The sequence below is a fragment of the Rhodococcus sp. NPDC019647 genome (assembly GCF_044389235.1).
Classification (GTDB): Bacteria; Actinomycetota; Actinomycetes; order Mycobacteriales; family Mycobacteriaceae; genus Rhodococcus_F; species Rhodococcus_F oxybenzonivorans.
The window spans coordinates 98,630-118,202 of record NZ_JBIRXS010000011.1 but is presented as its reverse complement, the minus strand read 5'-3'; the positions used below and the strand labels follow the sequence as shown (position 1 = coordinate 118,202).

Genomic DNA, 19,573 nt, shown 5'->3' with positions numbered 1-19,573 from the left:
GCCGGGCTGTGCCGGATGCGCCGGAAAATGTGGGTGCCTGTAACAGTCATAGCGCACCAGGGCCGTGAAGTGAAGGAAAATCTTTGTTGGTTGACAAATTAAAACTTTCCGGCATGCTGAATCCATGAAAAGCGGACGGTCGACGGCGACCGAGCAGGAGGTGATCTCGTGAAGAAGTACGGCCACTGGATTGGCGGTGCCGAACGCGTCCCGGACGGTGGGGAGCGAATTTCGTCGACGTCACCGTGGACGGGTTCTACTGTTGCCGAAATCGCGGCAGGAGACCGTTCCGACGTCGAGGCGGCGGTCGAGTCCGCATCGGCCGTCTTCGCTGCCTGGAAGTCTCTCAAGCCGGGTGCACGCGGACGGGTGATGGCCGATATCGCCGACGGCCTGCGGGCCGAGCGGGAGTTGCTCGCCCAGCTCGAAGGCGACGAGGCCGGAAAGCCTGCCGCCCAGTCGCTGCGTGAGATCGACGCTGCAGCAAGCTACTTCGATTTCTACTCCGGGCTGGCCAACATCCCGTCAGGCGAGGTGATCGATCTCGGTCCGGGCAGGCACGGGTATACGACCCACGAGCCGTACGGCGTCATCGGGGTGATCACCCCGTGGAACGCACCGCTCAATCAGGCGGCACGTGCAGTGGCACCCGCGTTGCTGGCGGGCAACGTGGCGGTGATCAAGCCGTCGGAATTCACGTCGGCGACCACGCTCGAACTTGCTCGTATCGCGACCGCGGCAGGTCTCCCGGACGGCGTGCTCAACGTCGTGACGGGCACCGGCCAGGGGGCGGGACAGCCGCTGGTCGAGCACCGCGACGTCCGCAAGGTGGCTTTCACCGGTTCGCTACGAGCGGGTCGGGAGATCGGGCGGATCGCCGCGGATCGAGTACTGCCCCTGACCCTCGAACTCGGCGGCAAATCGGCCAACATCGTCTTTGCCGACGCGGATCTGCCCGAGGCTGCAGCGGGCGCAGTACGGGCGTTCACGGCGAACGCCGGCCAGATCTGCAGTGCCGGCACCCGTCTGTTGGTGGCCGAGGAGATTCACGAAAAATTCGTCGCTCTCGTGCTCGAAGAGGTCGAAAAGGTGCGGCCGGGGGAGTCCTACGGCCAGATGACCACGCAAGACCAATTCGAGAAGGTGCAGTCGTACTTCGAGGTCGCCCGCGAAGACGGTGCGACCCTGGCTGCCGGTGGTGCCGCGACGGGTGAGGGATGGCTGATCGAACCGACCGTCTACACCGACGTGACGAACACGATGGCGATCGCCCGCGAGGAAGTCTTCGGGCCGGTGTTGGCCGTCCTCCGGTTCAACACCGAGGACGAGGCCATTTCGATCGCGAACGATTCGGAGTTCGGACTCGCCGCCGGGGTATGGACCGGCGATGTCGCGCGGGCCCACCGCGTTGCGTCTCAGTTGGAGGCGGGCCAGGTCTATGTCAACGACTGGCTGGCGGGTCTCGTCGAGGGTCCGTTCGGTGGCGTCAAGAGCAGTGGATACGGAAGAGAGAAGGGTATGGAGGCATTGCGGCATTACACGCAGACCCGGTTCGTGGTGGTGAAGCTGTGAGCGCTCAGTTCCCGCCGCTGGAGGCGGAGTACGTCGCCCTACAGGAACGCGCCCGTGACCTGGCCGACCTCTGTCTATCGCACGCCGATCACGCCGACGAGAGCGATTCGGTGGATACCGAGATTCTCAAGCTCTTGAAGGACAGCGGCTTGGCGGCGGTGCAGGTTCCGGCCGCGTACGGGGGCCACTTCGAGAGCCCTGACTCGCTCGCCGTGACAATCGTGCGTGAGCAACTCGCGGCGTCCTCGAGCCACCTCGATTCGCTTTTCGCGATGCAAGGCATCGGGAGCTATGCCATCGCAGTGGGCGGCTCCGACGAGATGAAGGAGTATTGGCTCCCGCGAGTTGCCGAGATGGACGCGATTGCCGCATTGGCACTGACCGAGCCGGACGTGGGATCAGACCTCAAGGCGCTGAGCACCACGATCACGGCCGACGGTGACGACCTCGTCGTGAACGGCACGAAAAGCTTCATCACCAATGCGGGCGATGCGAGTTACTACTGTGTGCTCGGCAAGGAGAACACTGCAGACGGGGTGGGCTACTCCCTGGTGTTAGTACCTGCCCATACTCCGGGAGTCACGACAAGCCGGCCCCATCAGATCATCGCTCCACACGTGTTGGGCGACATCGTGTTCGACGAGGCCCGCGTGCCGAGCTCGCATCGGCTCGGCGTCCCCGGCAGAGGTTTCGCGCTCGTGCTCGCCACGCTGGCCACCTTCCGGGTGTCGGTGGCCGGTGCTGCCATCGGTACTGCTCAGGCGGCACTCGACGACGCGCTCGGGCACACCACCGGTCGCCAACAGTTCGGCACACCATTGGCACGTCTCGGTCCGGTACCTCAGATGCTGGCAATGTCGTGGACCGAGATAGAGATGGCGCGCACGTTCACTTACCAGGTTGCCCGCGCCGCTGCCTCCGACCCCACCGGCAGTCTCCACCTGTCATCGATGGCCAAGATCGGCGCGACCGAGGTCGCCGGCCGTGTCGTGGACCGCAGTGTTCAGGTCATGGGTCGGTTCGGCCTGATTCGTGGATCCCGGATCGAACGTCTCTACCGGGCAGCACGCCCGATGCGTGTGTACGAAGGCGCAACAGAGGTTCTCCTCGATTCGCTGTCGAAGAAACTCATCAAGGAGTATTCCAGTGATCATTGATGCTCACTGCCACGTGTGGCCGGACGAGATCGCTCGTAAAGTACTCGCCGACAGACCTGTCGGCTTGGATCCGGTTCACGACGGCACGCTGGACGGACTGCGGCGCACGATGGACGCTGCCGGTATCGATATGGCGATGACCCTCGCGGTTGCCAACGTCGGTAAAAACGTCTGGCGTACTAATGAATTCGTCGGAAAGGTCGACCGCTCGCGGTTTGTTCCCTTCGGCACAGTCCATCCCGACCTGTCCGTGGAAGAAAACCTCGTCGCTCTGCGGGACAACGGTGTGGTCGGGGTGAAGTTGCATCCACTGTTCCAGTCTGTGGCTTTCGCCGATTCCCGCACCCGTGAAATTCTCACCGCACTGGCCGAGAACGACATCCCGGTCATCGCGCACGTCGGTTCCGGCGGGGACGCGCATCAGAACGAGCGGGGGGCGCCGAAGGACTTCCATGCGATGTTGACCGAGGTCAAGGGTCTGCGTCTCATCGCCGCCCACTACGGCGGCTACCAGGTTCTCGATGAGGCCGAGCAGTGGTCGGTCGGAACGGATGTCCACCTCGAGACATCGTGGCCGCCGAGCATGGGGACGTTGCCCCAGGAGCGGATCAGAAACATCATTCGCCGCCACGGGGCCGATCGCGTCGTCTACGGATCGGACTGGCCGATGACCGACCCTGCAACAGAAATCGCCGCGATCAAGGCACTCGGCCTCACCGCAGAGGAGGAGAGCGGGATATTGGGCGGGAACCTCGCGCGGCTGCTGCGGATCGCGCCGACAGCAGCCGGATAGATCCACTGGTTCGGTATCTCGCCTGGCTATCGGTCCGGCGGCCCGTCCATTTCGATTCCACCCACGACCTTCCTGGAGCTTTCCGTGACTTCAACGGACACCGATATCGAGCAACCGTTGCTCGTTTCCGACAACAATGGCGTGCGTACCATCACGCTGAATCGGCCTGCGGCACGCAATGCGGTCAATCTGGAAATGGCCACAGCGATCGATGCGGCATTGACCGAGTTCGATGACCGCCGCGACCTCGCTGTTGCGGTCCTGGCCGCGAACGGCCCCACATTCTGCGCCGGTATGGACCTCAAAGCGTTCCTGCGGGGCGAGCGACCGCTCACGCCGCGGCGCGGGTTCGCCGGTATTGCGCAGGAGCCGCCCCGCAAGCCCATCATCGCGGCGGTCGACGGTCCCGCTGTCGCGGGTGGCTTCGAGATCGTCCTCGCCTGCGACATGATCGTTGCCGCGGAGAACGCCTTCTTCGCGCTGCCTGAAGTCAAGCGTGGTCTCGTTGCCGCCGGAGGCGGATTGCTGCGCCTGCCTGGGCGTCTGCCCTACGCCCTTGCGATGGAACTGTCGCTGACCGGAAGGCAGATTTCGGTGAGCGAAGCCGAGCGCCTCGGCCTGGTCAACAGGATGGTGGCACCGGGTACCGCGGTTGAGGCTGCCCTCGAACTCGCCGGCGACGTGGCCGCGTGCGGGCCACTGGCTGTGGCGGCGACGAAGCGGATTTTGCAGGACAGTCCGGGTTGGCCGGCGGGTGAGGCATTCGAGCGGCAGTCCGAGCTGACTGCGCCGGTGCGGTCCTCGGCGGATGCAAAGGAGGGCGCGCTCGCCTTCACCGAGAAGCGTGCACCGGTATGGACGGGCTCGTGAGCCGTCACCGCGTATCCGAACGAGAGAGGAAGACGACATGGACCTGAACCTGACCGACCGCGGCGTCATCGTCACCGGCGCGAGTAAGGGCCTGGGACGAGCCGCGGCACGGGCGCTGGCTGCCGAAGGCGCGAACGTCCTGGCTGTGGCGAGGACGGAAGCCAGCCTGAAAGAGTTGGCAGCGGAGAAATTCGCTGGGACCATCCATCCCCACGTGTGCGACATGCGCGACCGTGATCAGGTCGCAGCGCTTGCCACGGTCGCCGTGGACCAACTCGGAAGTCTCGACGCCGTTGTCAACAACGCGGGTATCGCTCCCGCGGCAAACTTTCTCGAGATGGACATGTCGCTCTTCGACGAGACCATGGAGGTAAATGTCGCCTCCATTGCGGTGCTCTCGCAGGCCGCGGGGCGTCACTTCGTCGAGCGGGGGAAGGGTGGCCGCATCATCAACGTCGTGTCGACCTCGGGCATCCTCGGCAAGGCAACGCTGGCCGCGTACTCGGCGTCCAAGGGTGCGGCAATTCAGCTGACCAAGGCGCTTGCGGCCGAGTGGGCTCGGCACAACATTCAGGTCAATGCCATTGCGCCCGGAGCTTTTGCCACCGAGGCCCAGTCGTTCGTCACCGGCAACCCGGACGTCCTGGCCAAGCGAGTGCGAAAGATTCCGGCCAGGCGAATGGCGGAGCCGGACGAGATCGGGCCGTTGGTCTGCTATCTCTCATCGTCGGCTTCGCAGTTCGTGTCCGGGGCCGTGTACGTCATCGATGGAGGCGAGACAGCGAAGCAGTAGCACTTCGCTGTGCAGTAGAGGCGGGTGTTGTCGTGAGTCACCGCCATACATGTTTATTTAATTGTTGGTTGACAGACAAAGACAGGCAGGGAGTAAGAATATGAGAGATGCGGTGATCGTCGATGCCGTCCGCACACCGATCGGCAAGCGGAATGGAGCGTTGGCGGACATCCACCCCGCCGTCATCTCCGCCACGGTGCTGCAGGCATTGGCTGAGCGCAACAGCCTCGATCCAGCTTCTGTCGATGACGTGATCTGGGGGTGCGTGAGTCAGGTATCCGAGCAGGCCAGCAACATCGGTAGGAACGCGGTACTGGCGGCCGGCTGGCCCGAGACCGTCCCTGCGACGTCGGTGAACCGTGCATGCGGATCCAGTCAGCAGGCAGTCAGTTTCGCGGCGGCCGGGGTCATTGCGGGACACTACGACTTCGCCGTGGCCGGTGGCGTGGAATCGATGACCCGGGTCCCGATGGGCAGCGCGGCGCAGGGAGGCCAGCCTGCACCTGCTGTCCTGCTCGAGCGATACGGCGTCGAAGGATTCAACCAGGGAGTCGGGGCCGAGATGATCGCCGAGCGGTGGGGGATGTCCCGCACGGAACTCGACGAGTACTCGCTGCGGTCTCATCGGCTGGCCGCCGAGGCCATCGACGCCGGCGCATTCGACTCCCAACTGATCTCACTCGGTGGCTTGGAATCCGACGAAGGCGTGCGACGGAGTGGCACGCTGGTGAAACTGGCAACGCTCCCTACCCCGTTCAAGAGCGACGGTGTCGTCTCGGCAGGCAACGCTTCGCAAATCTCGGACGGTTCCGGCGCCCTGCTGCTGACCACCTCCGAGATCGCCCGGGCGAGTGGAATGAAGCCCCTCGCCCGCATTCACACTGCGGTGGTGGCCGGCGACGACCCGGTGATCATGTTGACCGGCCCCATTCGGGCCACCGAGCTGGCACTGAAGAAGTCCGGACTCTCGATCGACGAGATCGGCGCTTTCGAGGTCAACGAGGCGTTCGCACCGGTACCGCTGGCCTGGCTCGCCGAGACCGGAGCCAAGGAAGACCGTGTGAACCCACTCGGCGGAGCCATCGCTGTCGGTCATCCTCTCGGCGGATCAGGGGCCATACTGATGACCCGTCTCGTGCACCACATGCGCGACAACGGAATTCGATATGGCCTGCAGACGATGTGTGAAGCCGGCGGTCTCGCTAACGCGACGATCCTCGAGTTGCTCTGACGCGTTACCGGTCGGCAATTCGCGGCAAATGACAATCCCACTCGCCCCTGATGCACGGGGCGAGATGTAAGGGCAGCGCTTGCGGCGCCACCCATCACAAACTCACGGAGGAGAACAGCATGCAGGTGAAAGGATCCGTCATAGCGGTGACGGGCGGAGCGTCGGGCCTCGGCCTGGCCACGGCGCAGCGTCTGGTCGACGCAGGCGCAAAGGTCGCGTTGGTGGACCTTCCCGGTTCCAACGGCGACACCGCGGCAAAAGAGCTCGGCGAGAACGCGATCTTCACGCCGGGTGACGTCACCGATGAGAAGTCCTTCGCCGAGGCCCTCGACGCTGCGGACCAATGGGGACCACTGAAGGGTCTGGTGCATTGCGCAGGATCCGGCCGCAGGCTTCGCTTGCTCGACAAGGAGGGTAACCCGGGCTCACTCGAAGATTTCGAGTTCGTCATCAAGCTCAATCTGGTCGGCAGCTTCAACGCGCTGCGGCTCGGCGCGGCGCGCATGGCCAAGCACGAGGCGATCGACGGGGAACGCGGCGCGATCATCATGACCGCCTCCGTGGCGGCATTCGAGGGCCAGATCGGGCAGATTCCGTACACCGCATCCAAGGCGGGAATTGTGGGCATGACGCTCACTGCCGCTCGCGACCTGGCCAGCAAAGGGATCCGCGTCTGCGCAATCGCGCCCGGCATCATGGACACGCCGCTCCTCGGTCGGCTCCGCGAGGACGTCCGGCAGAGCCTGGCGGCCAGCGTTCCGAACCCGCAGCGTCTCGGCACACCGGACGAGTTTGCCCAACTTGCGAACCACATCCTGGAGAACGCCTACCTCAATGGCGAGACAATCCGTCTCGACGGTGCTCTTCGCATGGCACCCCGCTAGGCCGGCAGATCGCTGATTTCGAGTACACCGTTCAGGACGGCGTGGGGACAATTCTGTTGAATCGTCCCCGCGCCGAGAACGCGTCGTAGCCGCCGTGAACGGTGGTAGGCGCCGGGATGGACATGGCCCTGATGTGCGCGCGTCGCCTTCAGCGGTGACGAACACCATCGTTCCAAGGCAGATGAAGACAGGTGCAATCATGAACACACACGATCCGGTGGTCCTCACCTCCGCTCAGGGCGTCACAACGATCACACTGAACCGGCCGGAGCGGAAGAACGCTGTCGACGAATCGATGTGGCGAATGCTCGCGGAGATGCTTCGGAGCGTGCGCAACGACGCCGAAACTCGGGTGGTCGTACTGCAAGGTGCAGGCGGGGCCTTCTGCGCGGGCGCCGATGTTGCCAAGAGCAAACATGACGAGCATCCCATTCCTCGTCTGCGGCGCATCGGAGACGTCGCGCTCGCGCTCTTCGAGCTTCCGATGCCCGTGATCGCCAAAGTGGACGGGGTGGCTGCAGGGGCCGGATGCAATATGGCCTTGGCCTGCGATTTCGTAGTTGCGTCCAGCCGGGCCAGGTTCAGCGAAATATTCGTCCGCCGCGGACTTTCACTTGATTTCGGAGGCTCGTGGCTGCTACCGCGGGTCGTCGGTCTCCAGCAGGCGAAACGGTTGTCGTTGCTCGCCGAGGTCATCGATGCGGACGAAGCGCACCGCCTCGGGATGGTGACCTGGGTACGACCGCCTGAAGACCTCGACGATTTCGTCGCCGTTCTCGCGCAGCGGATGTCGGCGATGCCCCCGATCGCCCTCGAGCAGACGAAGAGACTGATCAACGAAGGGGTAGGAGTTGATCTACCGACTGCACTTCGCAACGAAGCTGCTGCCCAGGCAGTGAACTTTGCTACCGAGGATGCGCCCGCCGCGTTCCGCGCGTTTCTGGACAAGTCGGATCCTCCTGCATACACCGGCCGTTGGGCAGTACGCTGATCGGGCGCAGCCGAAATCGGAAACCCTCCACTCCTTCGAGTGGAGGGTTTCTGACGTCCGTAGCGATCCCGTTGAGCGTGTTTGCGTCAGGACACGTCGGGCTCGTTCGCCTTCGTCGTACTCCAGTCCGCGAGAATGTCATCGGCACTGATGGCGTGACTCGGAGGCCGTTCCGGAGTCCTCGTCCCGGTACGGGAAAACCGGGGTGCCGGGGTGGGTTGCACAATGCCACCCATGTTTTCGACAATGCGGCGGGCGACAACGTGCTCGTGGCGGCTGGCCTCGTCGAAAGACAACACGGGCGTCACGCACGCGTCGACCGATCCGAAGACGTCCTCCCAGTGGCGGCGGGGTTCGGTGAGGAATGCCTCGGTCAACCGGGCTCGGATCGTAGGCCATCCGGCTCGGTCGTGTTGGCCGGGCAGGTCTTCTCCCGCCAAAGATGTACCTTCGAGCAGTCGTTGGTAGAACTGGGGCTCAACGGCTCCGACCGCCATGTAACCACCGTCCGCGCATTCGTAGGTGTCATAGAATGGTGCGCCACCGTCGAGGAAGTTTTCGCCACGGTTGATATTCCAGGCGCCTCCGCCGTACATCGACCACAGCATATGAGCGAGGTTGCTGGCACCGTCGATCATCGCGGCGTCGATGACCTGGCCGTTCCCTGATCGTTCCCGTTCCCACAGCGCAGCCAGAATGCCGATCAGGAGGTATGTCGAGCCGCCGCCGTAATCGCCGATGAGGTTCAGCGGCGGTACCGGCCGTTGTCCCGCGCGGCCCACAGCGTTGAGGATGCCTGCGATCGACAGGTAGTTGATGTCGTGTCCCGCCCGGTTCGCGAGCGGACCATCCTGTCCCCAACCGGTCATCCGTCCGTATACGAGGCGAGGATTTACCGCGTGGCATTCCTCGGGCCCGAGGCCGAGCCGCTCGGCAACGCCGGGCCGATATCCTTCGATGAGCACATCGGCCTGTTTCACCAGCTCCACAACGGTTGTCCGGTCAGCGCCGGACTTGAGGTCGGCAACTATGACGCGTCGTCCACGCAACTGCTCATTGCGGCCTTGGGTCCCCAGGCCGAATGGCGCGTCCCGACGTTCGACTCGGACTACGTCGGCGCCGAGATCCGCAAGGATCATGCCGGCATGCGGGCCGGGGCCGATGCTGGCCAATTCGATGACCTTGATACCTGCCAAAGGTCCTGACATGACATACCTCAATCCACCTGCAGGCGTCGACCTCACAGGCTCGAGTAGGGGTGGTGAAACTGGGTTCCGCCTGCGGGGGCCTCAGGCGGGCAGGCGGGCGTCGTAAAGGTCGCTCCCGGTCGGCCTGTCTGAGACGGCGAGATTCCGGACGACTTGGTCTATGAACGCGGTGAGGACGGCGCCGGAGTCGATGCCATCCGGGTCCAGCTTCCACAGGTATCCGACGCCTCGCAGCTGCGTGACTACCATCGCAGCCTGCTGATCAGGGTCTATGCCGGCCCGAATCGAGCCATCCTCGAGGCCGCTTCTGATGTAGGTAGCGACGCGAGATCGCTGATTCTTGTGGAAAGCCACGAAACGGTCCCGTAGTTCGGGAACCGGGCCGACGGCCTCGAAGATCAAGGCATAGAGGGTACTCAACGAACGAGGGCTCTTCTCGTACGAGTTCTTGATCTCGGTCAACATCACTCGTAACGCGTCGAGGCCGGTCAAGTCGTGTAGTTCCGGCTCGACCTTTTCCACGTCCCAGCGCACCACGATCTCCTCGACCAGAGCTTCGAGTAGTTTCGCCTTGGATCCGAAACGAGCGGTCGCGAGGCTGCGGCTGTATCCGGCGCGCTCGCCGACCGTCGCAAGCGTCATCGACTGATAGCCGCCTTCGGCGACGAGTTCGGCTGCGGCGCGGAGGAGGAGACGGGTGGAACGTTCGGACCGTACCTGATGTCCGTTGAGCGTCGGCTGATCTTCCATCTCTCAATCCTAGTTTGTCGACCAAAAAGAATCTGAGTTTGGGGCTGACCTGGTTCAGCTGGCCAAGGGCGGTGTCCTAAGGCTATGGCAGTCATCGAAAAGGGGTGGGAGGCAGAAGCCGATCGGAGACCAGGCGTTGCATGATTTCGGAGGTGCCTTCGAATATTTTCGTCAGACGTGCGTCGCGCCAATAGCGTTCGATCGGGAAGTCCGTGGTGTACCCGGCGCCCCCATGAATCTGCAGGGCTTCCGAAGTCACCCGTTCGGACATTTCTGCTGCTGCATATTTCACCATCGCGGCCCGCATATCGGACGCCTCACCGCCATCGATGTCGGCGGCCACTTCGTACATCAACGCGCGGCACGTCTCGATCTCCGTCGCCATTTTCGCAATTTTGAATCGGGTCGCCTGGAAGTCGCCGATGGAGTGTCCGAACTGCTCTCGCTCCTGTACGTACTTGATCGAGTCCTCGAGCGCACCACGTGCCAGCCCGATGGAGCGCGCAGCAGTGTGGACGCGTGGCGTCAACATTCCAGCAGCAACGCGCTTGAAACCTTGATCGGGGCTTTTCGGATCCTGCTCATGGCCGAGGAGTGCGTCGTCCGGCACGAAGCAATCATCGAAGGACAACTCGAACGTATGCCAGCCGTGATAACCGATCTTGCGGACCGCCGTCCCAGTACAACCTTTCGGGAACTCGCCTCGATTCTTGTACGCGATGAATCGGCGAACACCCTTGTGCCGGTTCTCGGGGTCGTATGGTTCGGTCCGCGCGACTACGATGATTCCGTCGGATTGGTCGGCGAATGTACACCACATTTTCTGTCCGTTGATCACCCAACCACCCTCGACCTTGTCGGCCCTGGTGCGGATGGACGCGATATCGGACCCTGCACCGGGCTCACTCATCGCGAATGCACCCAGCCATTCGCCCCGCGCGGCGCGGGGGAGGATCTCCGCGCGCTGGGTCGGGTCCAAAGCAGAAGCGACGCCTGAGCGCGTGATGATGCTTGCCACGCTCATCCACGCGCGGGCAAGCTCTTCGGTGATCAGTGCGTACTCGAAGACGCCGAGGCCAAGGCCGCCGTGCTCTTCCGGGATCAGGACTCCGAAGAATCCGAGATCCGCCATCTTGGTACGAAGCGAGTCGGGGATCAGCCCGTGCTTCGGATCGAGCTCATTCGCCACCGGGAGGACTTCGCGCATGGCGAAATCGCGGGCCATCTGCTGGATGGCTTCGCGCTCATCGGTCCGGTAGGCAAACGGAATTCTGGGTCGCGGATCGGCCAGTGGACGGTTCACGAAGAGCCCCAATCATAGTTGATCAACTAGCAATGTATCGCAGGTTAGCCGTTGTGCCGGTGTGCGGCAAGTGTTGGAAGGCGCCCACACTGAGGGAAAGTTTGTAGGTTGACAACCAAAGTTCCTTGGTTGACGATTGCTGTGATGCGCGCCACGCCCGCACAAGCTCCGGAACGGTTCCAGGCGGACGTAAGAGGCTCCGCCCTGCCGAAAACTCCCATCGCTCTGACACCCGAGGACTAACACGTGCCTATGTCTCCCACGCTGGATGCCCAGCACATCATCGATAACGCGCCGCTGTCCTTCGTGCAGCGCAGGGCGATCGCGATGATCATGGCGGTATCTTTCTTCGACGGTTTCGATGCCCTCATCATGGCCATCACTGCGCCTTCGATAGCTGAGGAATGGGGTACGACTACGGCGAGTCTTACGCCCGCAATAGTCGCATCACTCCTTGGAATGATCGTTGGCGCTGTACTTTTAGCCCCGCGAGCAGATCACTATGGTCGACGACCGCTGCTGATTGCCGGAGTTGCCATCTTCGGGGCGATGACGCTCTGTGCTGTCGCCGCACAAAGTATCGAGCAGATAATTCCTTTGCGATTCCTTGCCGGCATCGGGCTCGGGGCTGTCATTCCGAATAGTTACGCCTACGGCGCGGAGTACGCCCCGAAGCGGATACGCGCTACCGTAGTCACGATCGTCGGTGCGAGCAGTGCCGCGGGTGGATTCCTCGGCGGTCTGCTGGCCAGTGCCGTGATGCCCTCTCTAGGATGGCGGTCCGTTTTCCTCATCGGAGGATTGTTTCCGCTTCTGCTGATCCCGGCCCTCCTGCGTTGGCTCCCGGAAACTGTGCAGTTCTTGACGCTCAGGGGCAAGCACGATCAGGCACGATCGATCCTGCGATCGGTGGACGCGCGAGCCGTTGGTTCCTTCGCTGCGCCACTGACTGTGCCACTCTCGCGCGAAGGCACCAAACCCTCGATGAAATTGCTCTTCACGCGGCATTTGGCGCCGGTAACGCTGTTGCTCTGCGTGGTGTTTTTCAGCGCGGTGCTCTTGATTCTCTTCCTTATGTCGTGGATACCGTCCGTCCTCAAAGACGCTGGTTTCTCGACTGGGCAAGCCGTCTTTGCATCTTCGATTTGTAACCTGGGTGCGATGGTCGGTGGAGTCGCTCTGGGCGCCCGGATCGACCGTAGTAAGTCTCCCTACCGCGTCCTGAGCCTTGCCTTTCTCGTTGCCGGTATCGCGATTGTGGTGACTGCCCTGTCGCTTGGTTCCTTGGTCGTACTGATGATCTCCCTGTTCGTCGTGGGCGCGTGCGCAATCGGTACTCAGATGTGCGTCAATGCGGTGGCAACCGAGGTTTATCCCGCTTGGTTGCGGGCGACAGGTATGGGCTTTCTCTCCGCAGTCGGACGTGTCGGATCGGTGGTCGGACCGTCGATAGGCGGAGCGCTTTTGGCGGCTCAGTTGCCGGCTAGAACGATTTTTCTGCTTGCTGTGATCCCCGCGATCGTTGCTGCGGTCGGGATGGGTGTCGTGGGGGCCGTCGCAACGAGCCGCCGACGCATTCAGGCACCAGCCGATGCGCTGGAACAGTCGGACCTGGTGGAGGCCGAGGAGAACTCAGGTTCGGGAAGCCGTAATCGGTAAGACCGAGCACATCCAACCGCTGCGACGATAAATCCGCAGGCGAGCAGCGTTTGACAAAGTTAGTTATTCGACCAACAATTCTGGCACGACGGTTGCCAAGCTAAGCGAAAGAAGGCCAGTTGATGACCGATGCAGCGCGTCCCCGCCGTTCCGCTCTCTACGTTCCGGGGAACAACTCACGCGCCCTGGAGAAGGCCGCGGGTCTGCCAGCTGACGTGGTGATTCTCGACCTCGAGGACGCCGTCGGTGACGATGCGAAACCCGCCGCGCGCGACAGAGTGTGCGACATCGTGCGCTCTGGCGTGCTGCGACCTCGCGAGGTCGTGATCCGCGTCAACGGGCTCGGCACCGAGTGGCACGAAGACGATATGGCCGCAGTCGCGCAATCTGGTGCCGATGGTGTTCTGGTGCCCAAGGTCGGTTCCGGTGATGATGTCCGCGCTCTTGTGGGGGAGCTGGAGGCCGCAGGCGCCGACAATCAGACGACCCTCTGGCTGATGATCGAGACTCCCGGTTCTTTCTTGCATGCCGAGGAGATCGCTGCGGCCAGCGATCGTGTCTCTGTGCTGGTTATCGGTACCAACGACTTGATCAATGATCTCCACGCGTTACAGCGTCCTGGACGGGCGCCTGTCATGACGGCGTTGTCATTGGCTGTTCTGGGTGCCCGATCGGCGGGAAGGGTGATCTTGGATGGGGTTTTCAATGACATAGGAGACGGGGACGGCTTCATCGCCGAAGCTCGCCAGGGGCGGGAGATGGGTTTCGATGGCAAGACGGTGGTGCATCCTTCTCAGATCGGACCCGCTAACTCGGCTTTCGGACCGTCTCCAGAGGAGGTCGAATACGCTCGTACGGTCGTCTCGGCCTACGAGAATGCCAGAGCTGCCGGAGACAGCGTCATCACGGTGGACGGAAGAATGATCGAAAGTTTGCACGTGAGGGACGCGCAGCGAATTCTGACTCTCGCAGCGCGGATCGACGAGCTGACCGATCTCGATCTCGCTCGCACCTGACGCGCGCCTCGAACGAAACCAGTAAGCGGGTCCTCGATGCAATCGAAGACCCGCTTACTGCTGTGATTACAGCGACCAGATGACCGTGCAGTGGTTGTCAGATGTCCCATTCGAAATCTGGAAGGTCGTCGAACTGGGCTGGGTGGCCGCCGCGCTGCGCTTGTAGTGCCTTCTGCATATCGTGCGAGGACAGCGCTGCCGCGCTCCAGATCGCGCTACGGTCCAGTCCTTCCCGCACGCTGTGATCGCGAGAGTAGAGCAGAGCCGACTTCGTTCCTGCGATGGCGAGTGGACTCTTCGACGCAATCGTTTCAGCGGTGCGATCAACAGCTGTCATCATCTCGTCGAAGTCGGCGAATACCTCGTTGAGCAAGCCGATCTCACGGGCGCGGTCGGCGTGGAGGCGATTCCCTGTATATGCATACTCACGGGCGATGCCGTCAGGGATCAATGTGGGGAGCCGCTGAAGGGTACCCGCATCGGCTGTGATCCCGATATTGGTTTCCTGAATGACAAAGAAGGCATCGCCCGTGGCATAGCGCATGTCGCATGCGGTGACGAGGTCCAGTGCACCACCGATGCATCCGCCCTGTATCGCGGCTAGAACCGGGACCCGGATTCGTTCCACAGCAGAAATGACGTCCTGGAAGTGACGCACAGACTCCCCCCGGACCACGTTGTATCGAGCCGGGTCGGCATACCGCGACTGGTCGCGGCTCGAGAAGACATCGAGGTGCATGCCCGCGCTGAAATGTTTTCCGGTCGAACTCAGCACGACCACGCGAACCTTCGGATCCGCGTTCAATCGCGTAGCGATGTCGCGGAGCTCCCGCCAGAATTGTGGAATCATCGTGTTGAGTTCTGTAGGCCTGTCGAGCCGTACCGCAGCGATACCCGCGTGGACCACCACTTCAAAACACTGATACTTCACGGCGTTCCGTTCAGGGAGGCGCTACTGGGCGAAGTGGATGACGCCACGGATGTTGCGACCGTTGCGCATGTCCTCGAAACCCTGGTTGATCTGGTCGAGAGAGTACGTGGCGGTGACAAGATCGTCGAGGAGGAGCTTGCCGGCGCGGTACAGGTCCAACAGCATCGGCATCGCCTCGCGCGGCGACTTCATGCCGTACAGGGCACCTTGGATGCGCTTCTGCGGCAGTGCCAGTGCGTTTGCGTTGAGCCCCGGGATGATCGCCTCCTCGGATTCGCGACCGATCCCCGTCACCACGAGCGTTCCGGCCTTTCGGACAGCCTGGTAAGCCTCGCCGAGAAGGTCGTTGGTCACCACGCCGGGACAGAGAATAACGACATCCGCGCCCTGACCGTTGGTGAGGTGCCGGATGCGCTCCATCGAAGCGGAGATGGAGTCGTGTGACTCGGTCGCGCCGAACTCGAGGGCCCATTGTTTCTTCTGCGCAACGGGATCCGCGGCGATAATGTGTGCCGCGCCGGCCGCGCGCGCGCCTTGAACCGCGTTCATGCCGATGCCACCGACACCGACGACGAGGACGGTGTCACCTGGCTTCACAGCACCCGCTTCCGAGGCGGACCCGAATCCGGTCTGAACGCCACACGCCACGAGGCAGGCGATCTCGAGCGGGATATCCTTCTCGATCTTGACCACGGACTGCTGGTCGAACACCTGAAACTCGGCGAAGGTGCCGAGCAACCCGGCCGTACCGATATCGCGACCGTCTGAGGTGTGCATGCGAAAGGTGCCATCGAGCTGATGTCCCAGCATGATGAGCGCACCGCGGTCGCACAGATTCTGCATTCCGCACGCGCACCAACGGCATTGGCCACATGCGGGAATGAAGGAGGTCAGCACATGGTCGCCGACCTCGAGCCCTGTGACCCCCGGCCCCAGTTCCTTGACGATGCCGGCACCCTCGTGTCCGGCCACGATCGGCAGATGAGCGGCCGGCATATCGCCGGTCGCGATGTGATCATCGCTGTGACACAGGCCTGTTGCCACCATCTCGACGAGGATCTCACCTTCTTGCGGATTGTCGAGCACCACCTCCTCGACGCACCATTTGCCCGGTGCTTCGTGCAGCACAGCTGCGCGTGTCCTCATGAAATGAAATCTCCTTCGTGCAGGCGATCAACGGCGGGGGGCCGTCGTTCGCGCGGCGGATGTCCGGTCGGAGCCGAGCCGGCGAGTGGCGCTGCCCAGCGCTCCCGGGAGGGAGTGAGGTGGACCACAGGCGCTAGTCTGCCGCATATCGATAGGTTGTCAAGCAACTAGTTTTCCGATCGGCGTGCGGCTCTTATTCTTCGTTATTAGTTAGTCGACAAGCAATGTTGGAGTAGGCTCGCGGTGGCCTAGGTAGCAGAAAGCGGCCGTCGATCCGGTGGTAGGACGAGCGCGACCTCATCGTTCGCACCGAAGTCGAAGCGCCGGAAAGGGACAACTATGACCAAGCGCACCGAGTTCTGGACCAATCTCACCTCGAAGGACCCGCGTGGAGCCCCGGCGGAAGCGGCGCGATTGGAGGCTGACGGTTGGGATGGGGCGGTAATGGTTGATTCGCAGTCGATGTTCCCGGAGGTCTGGTCCTATCTGGCGACCTGTGCGCAGGCGACGAGTCGGATAAAGCTGGCGACAGGGGTGACGAACCCGATCACGCGCCATCCGTCAGTCACAGCGGCGGCGGCTGCGTCGCTGCAGCTGATCTCGAACGGACGGGCTGTGCTGGGGATCGGGAGGGGAGATTCCGCGCTGGCCTACGTGGGCGCATCACCGATGTCGATCGCGAAGTTCGAGCACTACCTCGAGATGCTCCAGACCTACCTGCGCGGCGAGATGGTCGCCATGACGGATGCCAGCGCAATGGTCCTCAACGCCAAGGTGGGGTTCGGCGACCTGGCGATCGGATCCGGTCCGACGGGCAGCAGCCTGAAATGGCTGGGCGCCTACGACATTCCCAAGGTTCCGATCGAGTCGTTCTCGACCGGTCCCAAGGCGATCGCGTCGTCCGCCCGTGTTGCTGAAACTGTCGTTCTGGGGCTGGCGGCGGAAGTCAACCGTGTCGCCTGGGGTGTCGACCTCGCGCGCACGGCCGCCGCGGACGTTGGCAAGGAGGTTGGCCTCGGATGCGTCGTGATCGCGATGCCGCAGGAGGACATCCGGGTCGCCCGCGAGATTGTGAAGCCGACGGTCGCAACTATGGCCCGATTCTCCGTGATGAACAACAAGGTAATCGGTCCGTCTACCGCGGCGCAGTCCGAGATCATGCTCGAGATCGCCAAGGTATACGACATGAACAGGCACGGTGAGTTGGCGCCCCAGTGTCAGGCACTCACCGACGAGTTCATCGACCAGTTCGCCATCGTCGGTAACGTCGAAACCTGCGTCGACCGACTTCGGGGGCTGATGGAGCTGGGGCTCGACCGGATGACACTGGTGGTTCCCTATACGCAGACTCCCGAAGTAATGCATTCGTACGAACTTCTGGTCAACGAGGTGCTGCCGCGTCTGCGCGCCTGCTGAGTGACAGCGCGGGACTCCGCCTGCAATCCGCCCTCGGTGTTCCCGTCTAAAAACGACTTTCGTTAGTTGGAGTAGGGCACGGACGTACCCCACCACATATCCGGGGGGCATGGCGAGGCGTGGGAACCCTCGCACGAAAATAATTGTGAGTTGACAAACAAAGTTGCGGCGGCTGAAGATGTATGTGACGCGCGACACTGTCAGGGAGCAGTAGAGCCCCGCGCACATCGCGGGTGCCATTTCGGCGTCGAATCCCACCTCATCGCTATCCTCCGGAGGACCGTACGTGTCTATATCTCGAGTGCTGGATGTCCAGCAGATAATCGACGACGCTCCATTCTCTCCTGCTCAGCGCAGATCGATCGGGATGGTGATGGCGATATCCGTGTTCATCGGGTTCGACGCGTTGATCATGGCCATCAGCGCTCCGGCGATCGCCGAAGACTGGGGAACCACCACGGCCAGTCTCACGTCGGCGATAGTTGCGTCGCTGCTCGGCATGATTGTCGGTGGCCTATTCCTCGCCCCGCGTGCGGACCGTTGGGGTCGGCGCCCGGTGCTGATCGGGGGCGTCCTCCTCTTCGGCGTCATGACGCTCGCGGTCGTGGCCGTGCAGAACATCGACCAGATGATTCCGTTGCGGTTCATCGCGGGCATTGGGCTCGGTGCCGTCATGCCGAACACGTATGCGTACGGAGCGGAGTTCGCGCCGAAACGTCGGCGTGCAACCGCTGTCACGGTGGTGGGTGCAAGTAGCGCTGGTGGCGGATTCGTGGGCGGACTGCTGGCGAGCGCCATCATTCCGACCTTCGGGTGGCGATCGGTGTTCGTGCTCGGTGGAATCCTGCCGCTACTCCTCATTCCTGCGCTGCTGCGTTGGCTTCCAGAGACGGTGCAGTTCCTGACGCTGTCCGGGAAGGACGACCGGGCGCGGGCGTTGTTGCGGTCGATCGACCGCGACGCAGTCGGCACGGTGGACGTCCCGCTGGTCATGCAGGACCATCGCCGGGGCGAGAAGCCGTCGATGAAGCTGCTGTTCACCCGCCGACTCGCGCCGGTGACACTGGTGCTCTGCGTCGTCTTCTTCAACGCGGTTCTGTTGATCCTGTTTTTGATGTCGTGGATTCCGTCGGTACTCACCGACGCCGGTCTCTCGACGGGGCATGCCGTCGCCGCTTCGGCGGTCTGCAATCTCGGTGCCATGTTCGGTGGGGTCGGTATCGGGATCATGGCCGATCGCCGCAGAAATCCCTCCCGGATGTTGAGTATCTGTTTCACCATCGCTGCGTTGGCGATCGTGGCCACTGCATTGTCTATCGGGTCGATAGTCGTTCTGATGGTCTCGGTGTTCGTGGTCGGAGCGTTCGCTATCGGAACTCAGATGTGTGTCAACGCGGTCGCGGCGGAGATTTATCCGAGCTGGTTGCGGGCAACCGGTATGGGCGTGCTGTCGGGCGTCGACAGGGTGGGATCGGTGGTCGGTCCCACGATCGGTGGGGCACTGCTGGCCGCGCACGTACCGGCGAAAACGATTTTCCTGCTGGCCGTCGTTCCGGCGATTGTCGCCTCGATCGGGATGGCCGCAGTCCGGTGGGTCGCGCCACGCCAGGTGGAGAATCTGATGTCGGACAGTGAGGATGCGACGCCGGAGCTGTCGGGCGCCGGCGATCACCTGCGTCCCTGAACCCTCTGCGCGGCAGCCGATGCCGAAATCGGGCCTGCCGACGAACTCGTCTGCGACCTCGATCAGAGGTCGCGTGGGCGTTCTTGTCGGTCGGCCAGCTCTGACCATTACTTCGATGACAGTCGTAGTATGGGTGAGTTGCCGGTATCGCCTCTAGGAGTTGACTGTG

17 protein-coding genes are annotated in these 19,573 nt (G+C 62.7%); 12 read left to right on the top strand and 5 right to left on the bottom strand.

What is annotated here, in order from left to right; all coding sequences use genetic code 11:
• Positions 1-168 precede the first annotated feature (168 nt).
• The 8 genes from ACH49N_RS20655 to ACH49N_RS20620 all read left to right on the top strand — a co-directional run bounded on the left by ACH49N_RS20655 (position 169) and on the right by ACH49N_RS20620 (position 8,291).
• Positions 169-1,572 (top strand): aldehyde dehydrogenase family protein, encoded by a 1,404-nt coding sequence (locus ACH49N_RS20655; protein ID WP_358274326.1) that lies wholly within the window; start codon positions 169-171, stop codon positions 1,570-1,572.
• Positions 1,569-2,729, top strand: a complete 1,161-nt coding sequence (locus ACH49N_RS20650) for an acyl-CoA dehydrogenase family protein (RefSeq protein ID WP_358274324.1) — start codon at positions 1,569-1,571, stop codon at positions 2,727-2,729. The genes ACH49N_RS20655 and ACH49N_RS20650 overlap by 4 nt, the downstream gene beginning before the upstream one ends.
• A complete protein-coding gene (locus ACH49N_RS20645; RefSeq protein ID WP_201453411.1) occupies positions 2,719-3,522 on the top strand; it encodes an amidohydrolase family protein in 804 nt (267 codons plus the stop codon). The genes ACH49N_RS20650 and ACH49N_RS20645 overlap by 11 nt, the downstream gene beginning before the upstream one ends.
• Positions 3,523-3,606: 84 nt before the next feature.
• Complete coding sequence (locus ACH49N_RS20640; protein WP_236603230.1) at positions 3,607-4,392, top strand: crotonase/enoyl-CoA hydratase family protein; 786 nt, start codon at positions 3,607-3,609, stop codon at positions 4,390-4,392.
• Positions 4,393-4,429: 37 nt separating this feature from the next.
• Positions 4,430-5,185 carry an SDR family NAD(P)-dependent oxidoreductase gene (locus ACH49N_RS20635; protein ID WP_159924307.1) on the top strand — a complete coding sequence of 252 codons (756 nt, stop codon included), beginning with the start codon at positions 4,430-4,432 and terminating at the stop codon, positions 5,183-5,185.
• 100 nt (positions 5,186-5,285) lie between these two features.
• Complete coding sequence (locus ACH49N_RS20630; protein ID WP_358274322.1) at positions 5,286-6,416, top strand: acetyl-CoA C-acyltransferase; 1,131 nt, start codon at positions 5,286-5,288, stop codon at positions 6,414-6,416.
• Between the two features lie 119 nt (positions 6,417-6,535).
• Positions 6,536-7,300 carry an SDR family NAD(P)-dependent oxidoreductase gene (locus ACH49N_RS20625; RefSeq protein ID WP_358274320.1) on the top strand — a complete coding sequence of 255 codons (765 nt, stop codon included), beginning with the start codon at positions 6,536-6,538 and terminating at the stop codon, positions 7,298-7,300.
• A 199-nt stretch (positions 7,301-7,499) separates the two neighbouring features.
• A complete protein-coding gene (locus ACH49N_RS20620; protein ID WP_358274318.1) occupies positions 7,500-8,291 on the top strand; it encodes an enoyl-CoA hydratase-related protein in 792 nt (263 codons plus the stop codon).
• A gap of 86 nt (positions 8,292-8,377) precedes the next feature.
• On the opposite strand, the gene ACH49N_RS20615 is transcribed toward ACH49N_RS20620, so the two are convergent.
• The 3 genes from ACH49N_RS20615 to ACH49N_RS20605 all read right to left on the bottom strand — a co-directional run bounded on the left by ACH49N_RS20615 (position 8,378) and on the right by ACH49N_RS20605 (position 11,552).
• Positions 8,378-9,499, bottom strand: coding sequence for a CaiB/BaiF CoA-transferase family protein (locus ACH49N_RS20615; protein WP_358274316.1), 1,122 nt, complete (start codon positions 9,497-9,499; stop codon positions 8,378-8,380).
• An 81-nt stretch (positions 9,500-9,580) separates the two neighbouring features.
• Positions 9,581-10,249: a TetR/AcrR family transcriptional regulator gene (locus ACH49N_RS20610; protein ID WP_358274314.1), complete on the bottom strand. Its 669-nt coding sequence runs from the start codon at positions 10,247-10,249 to the stop codon at positions 9,581-9,583.
• Between the two features lie 91 nt (positions 10,250-10,340).
• Positions 10,341-11,552, bottom strand: coding sequence for an acyl-CoA dehydrogenase family protein (locus ACH49N_RS20605; protein ID WP_250772483.1), 1,212 nt, complete (start codon positions 11,550-11,552; stop codon positions 10,341-10,343).
• Between the two features lie 252 nt (positions 11,553-11,804).
• Between ACH49N_RS20605 and ACH49N_RS20600 the strand changes: the two genes are divergently transcribed.
• Positions 11,805-13,211, top strand: coding sequence for an MFS transporter (locus ACH49N_RS20600; protein ID WP_250772481.1), 1,407 nt, complete (start codon positions 11,805-11,807; stop codon positions 13,209-13,211).
• Positions 13,212-13,333: 122 nt separating this feature from the next.
• Positions 13,334-14,227, top strand: a complete 894-nt coding sequence (locus tag ACH49N_RS20595) for a CoA ester lyase (protein WP_250772478.1) — start codon at positions 13,334-13,336, stop codon at positions 14,225-14,227.
• A 97-nt stretch (positions 14,228-14,324) separates the two neighbouring features.
• Here the strand turns inward: ACH49N_RS20595 and ACH49N_RS20590 are convergent, their stop codons facing one another.
• Complete coding sequence (locus ACH49N_RS20590; protein WP_397504756.1) at positions 14,325-15,137, bottom strand: enoyl-CoA hydratase-related protein; 813 nt, start codon at positions 15,135-15,137, stop codon at positions 14,325-14,327.
• A gap of 42 nt (positions 15,138-15,179) precedes the next feature.
• The gene (locus ACH49N_RS20585) at positions 15,180-16,304 is read right to left on the bottom strand and encodes an NDMA-dependent alcohol dehydrogenase (RefSeq protein ID WP_358274311.1); all 1,125 of its coding nucleotides are present in this window, start codon (positions 16,302-16,304) and stop codon (positions 15,180-15,182) included.
• Positions 16,305-16,643: 339 nt separating this feature from the next.
• On the opposite strand from ACH49N_RS20585, the gene ACH49N_RS20580 reads away from it, so the two are divergent.
• On the top strand, positions 16,644-17,720 hold the full coding sequence (locus tag ACH49N_RS20580) for an LLM class flavin-dependent oxidoreductase (protein ID WP_358274309.1): 1,077 nt from the start codon (positions 16,644-16,646) through the stop codon (positions 17,718-17,720).
• Positions 17,721-18,006: 286 nt separating this feature from the next.
• The gene (locus ACH49N_RS20575) at positions 18,007-19,404 is read left to right on the top strand and encodes an MFS transporter (RefSeq protein WP_358274307.1); all 1,398 of its coding nucleotides are present in this window, start codon (positions 18,007-18,009) and stop codon (positions 19,402-19,404) included.
• Positions 19,405-19,573: the final 169 nt, after the last annotated feature.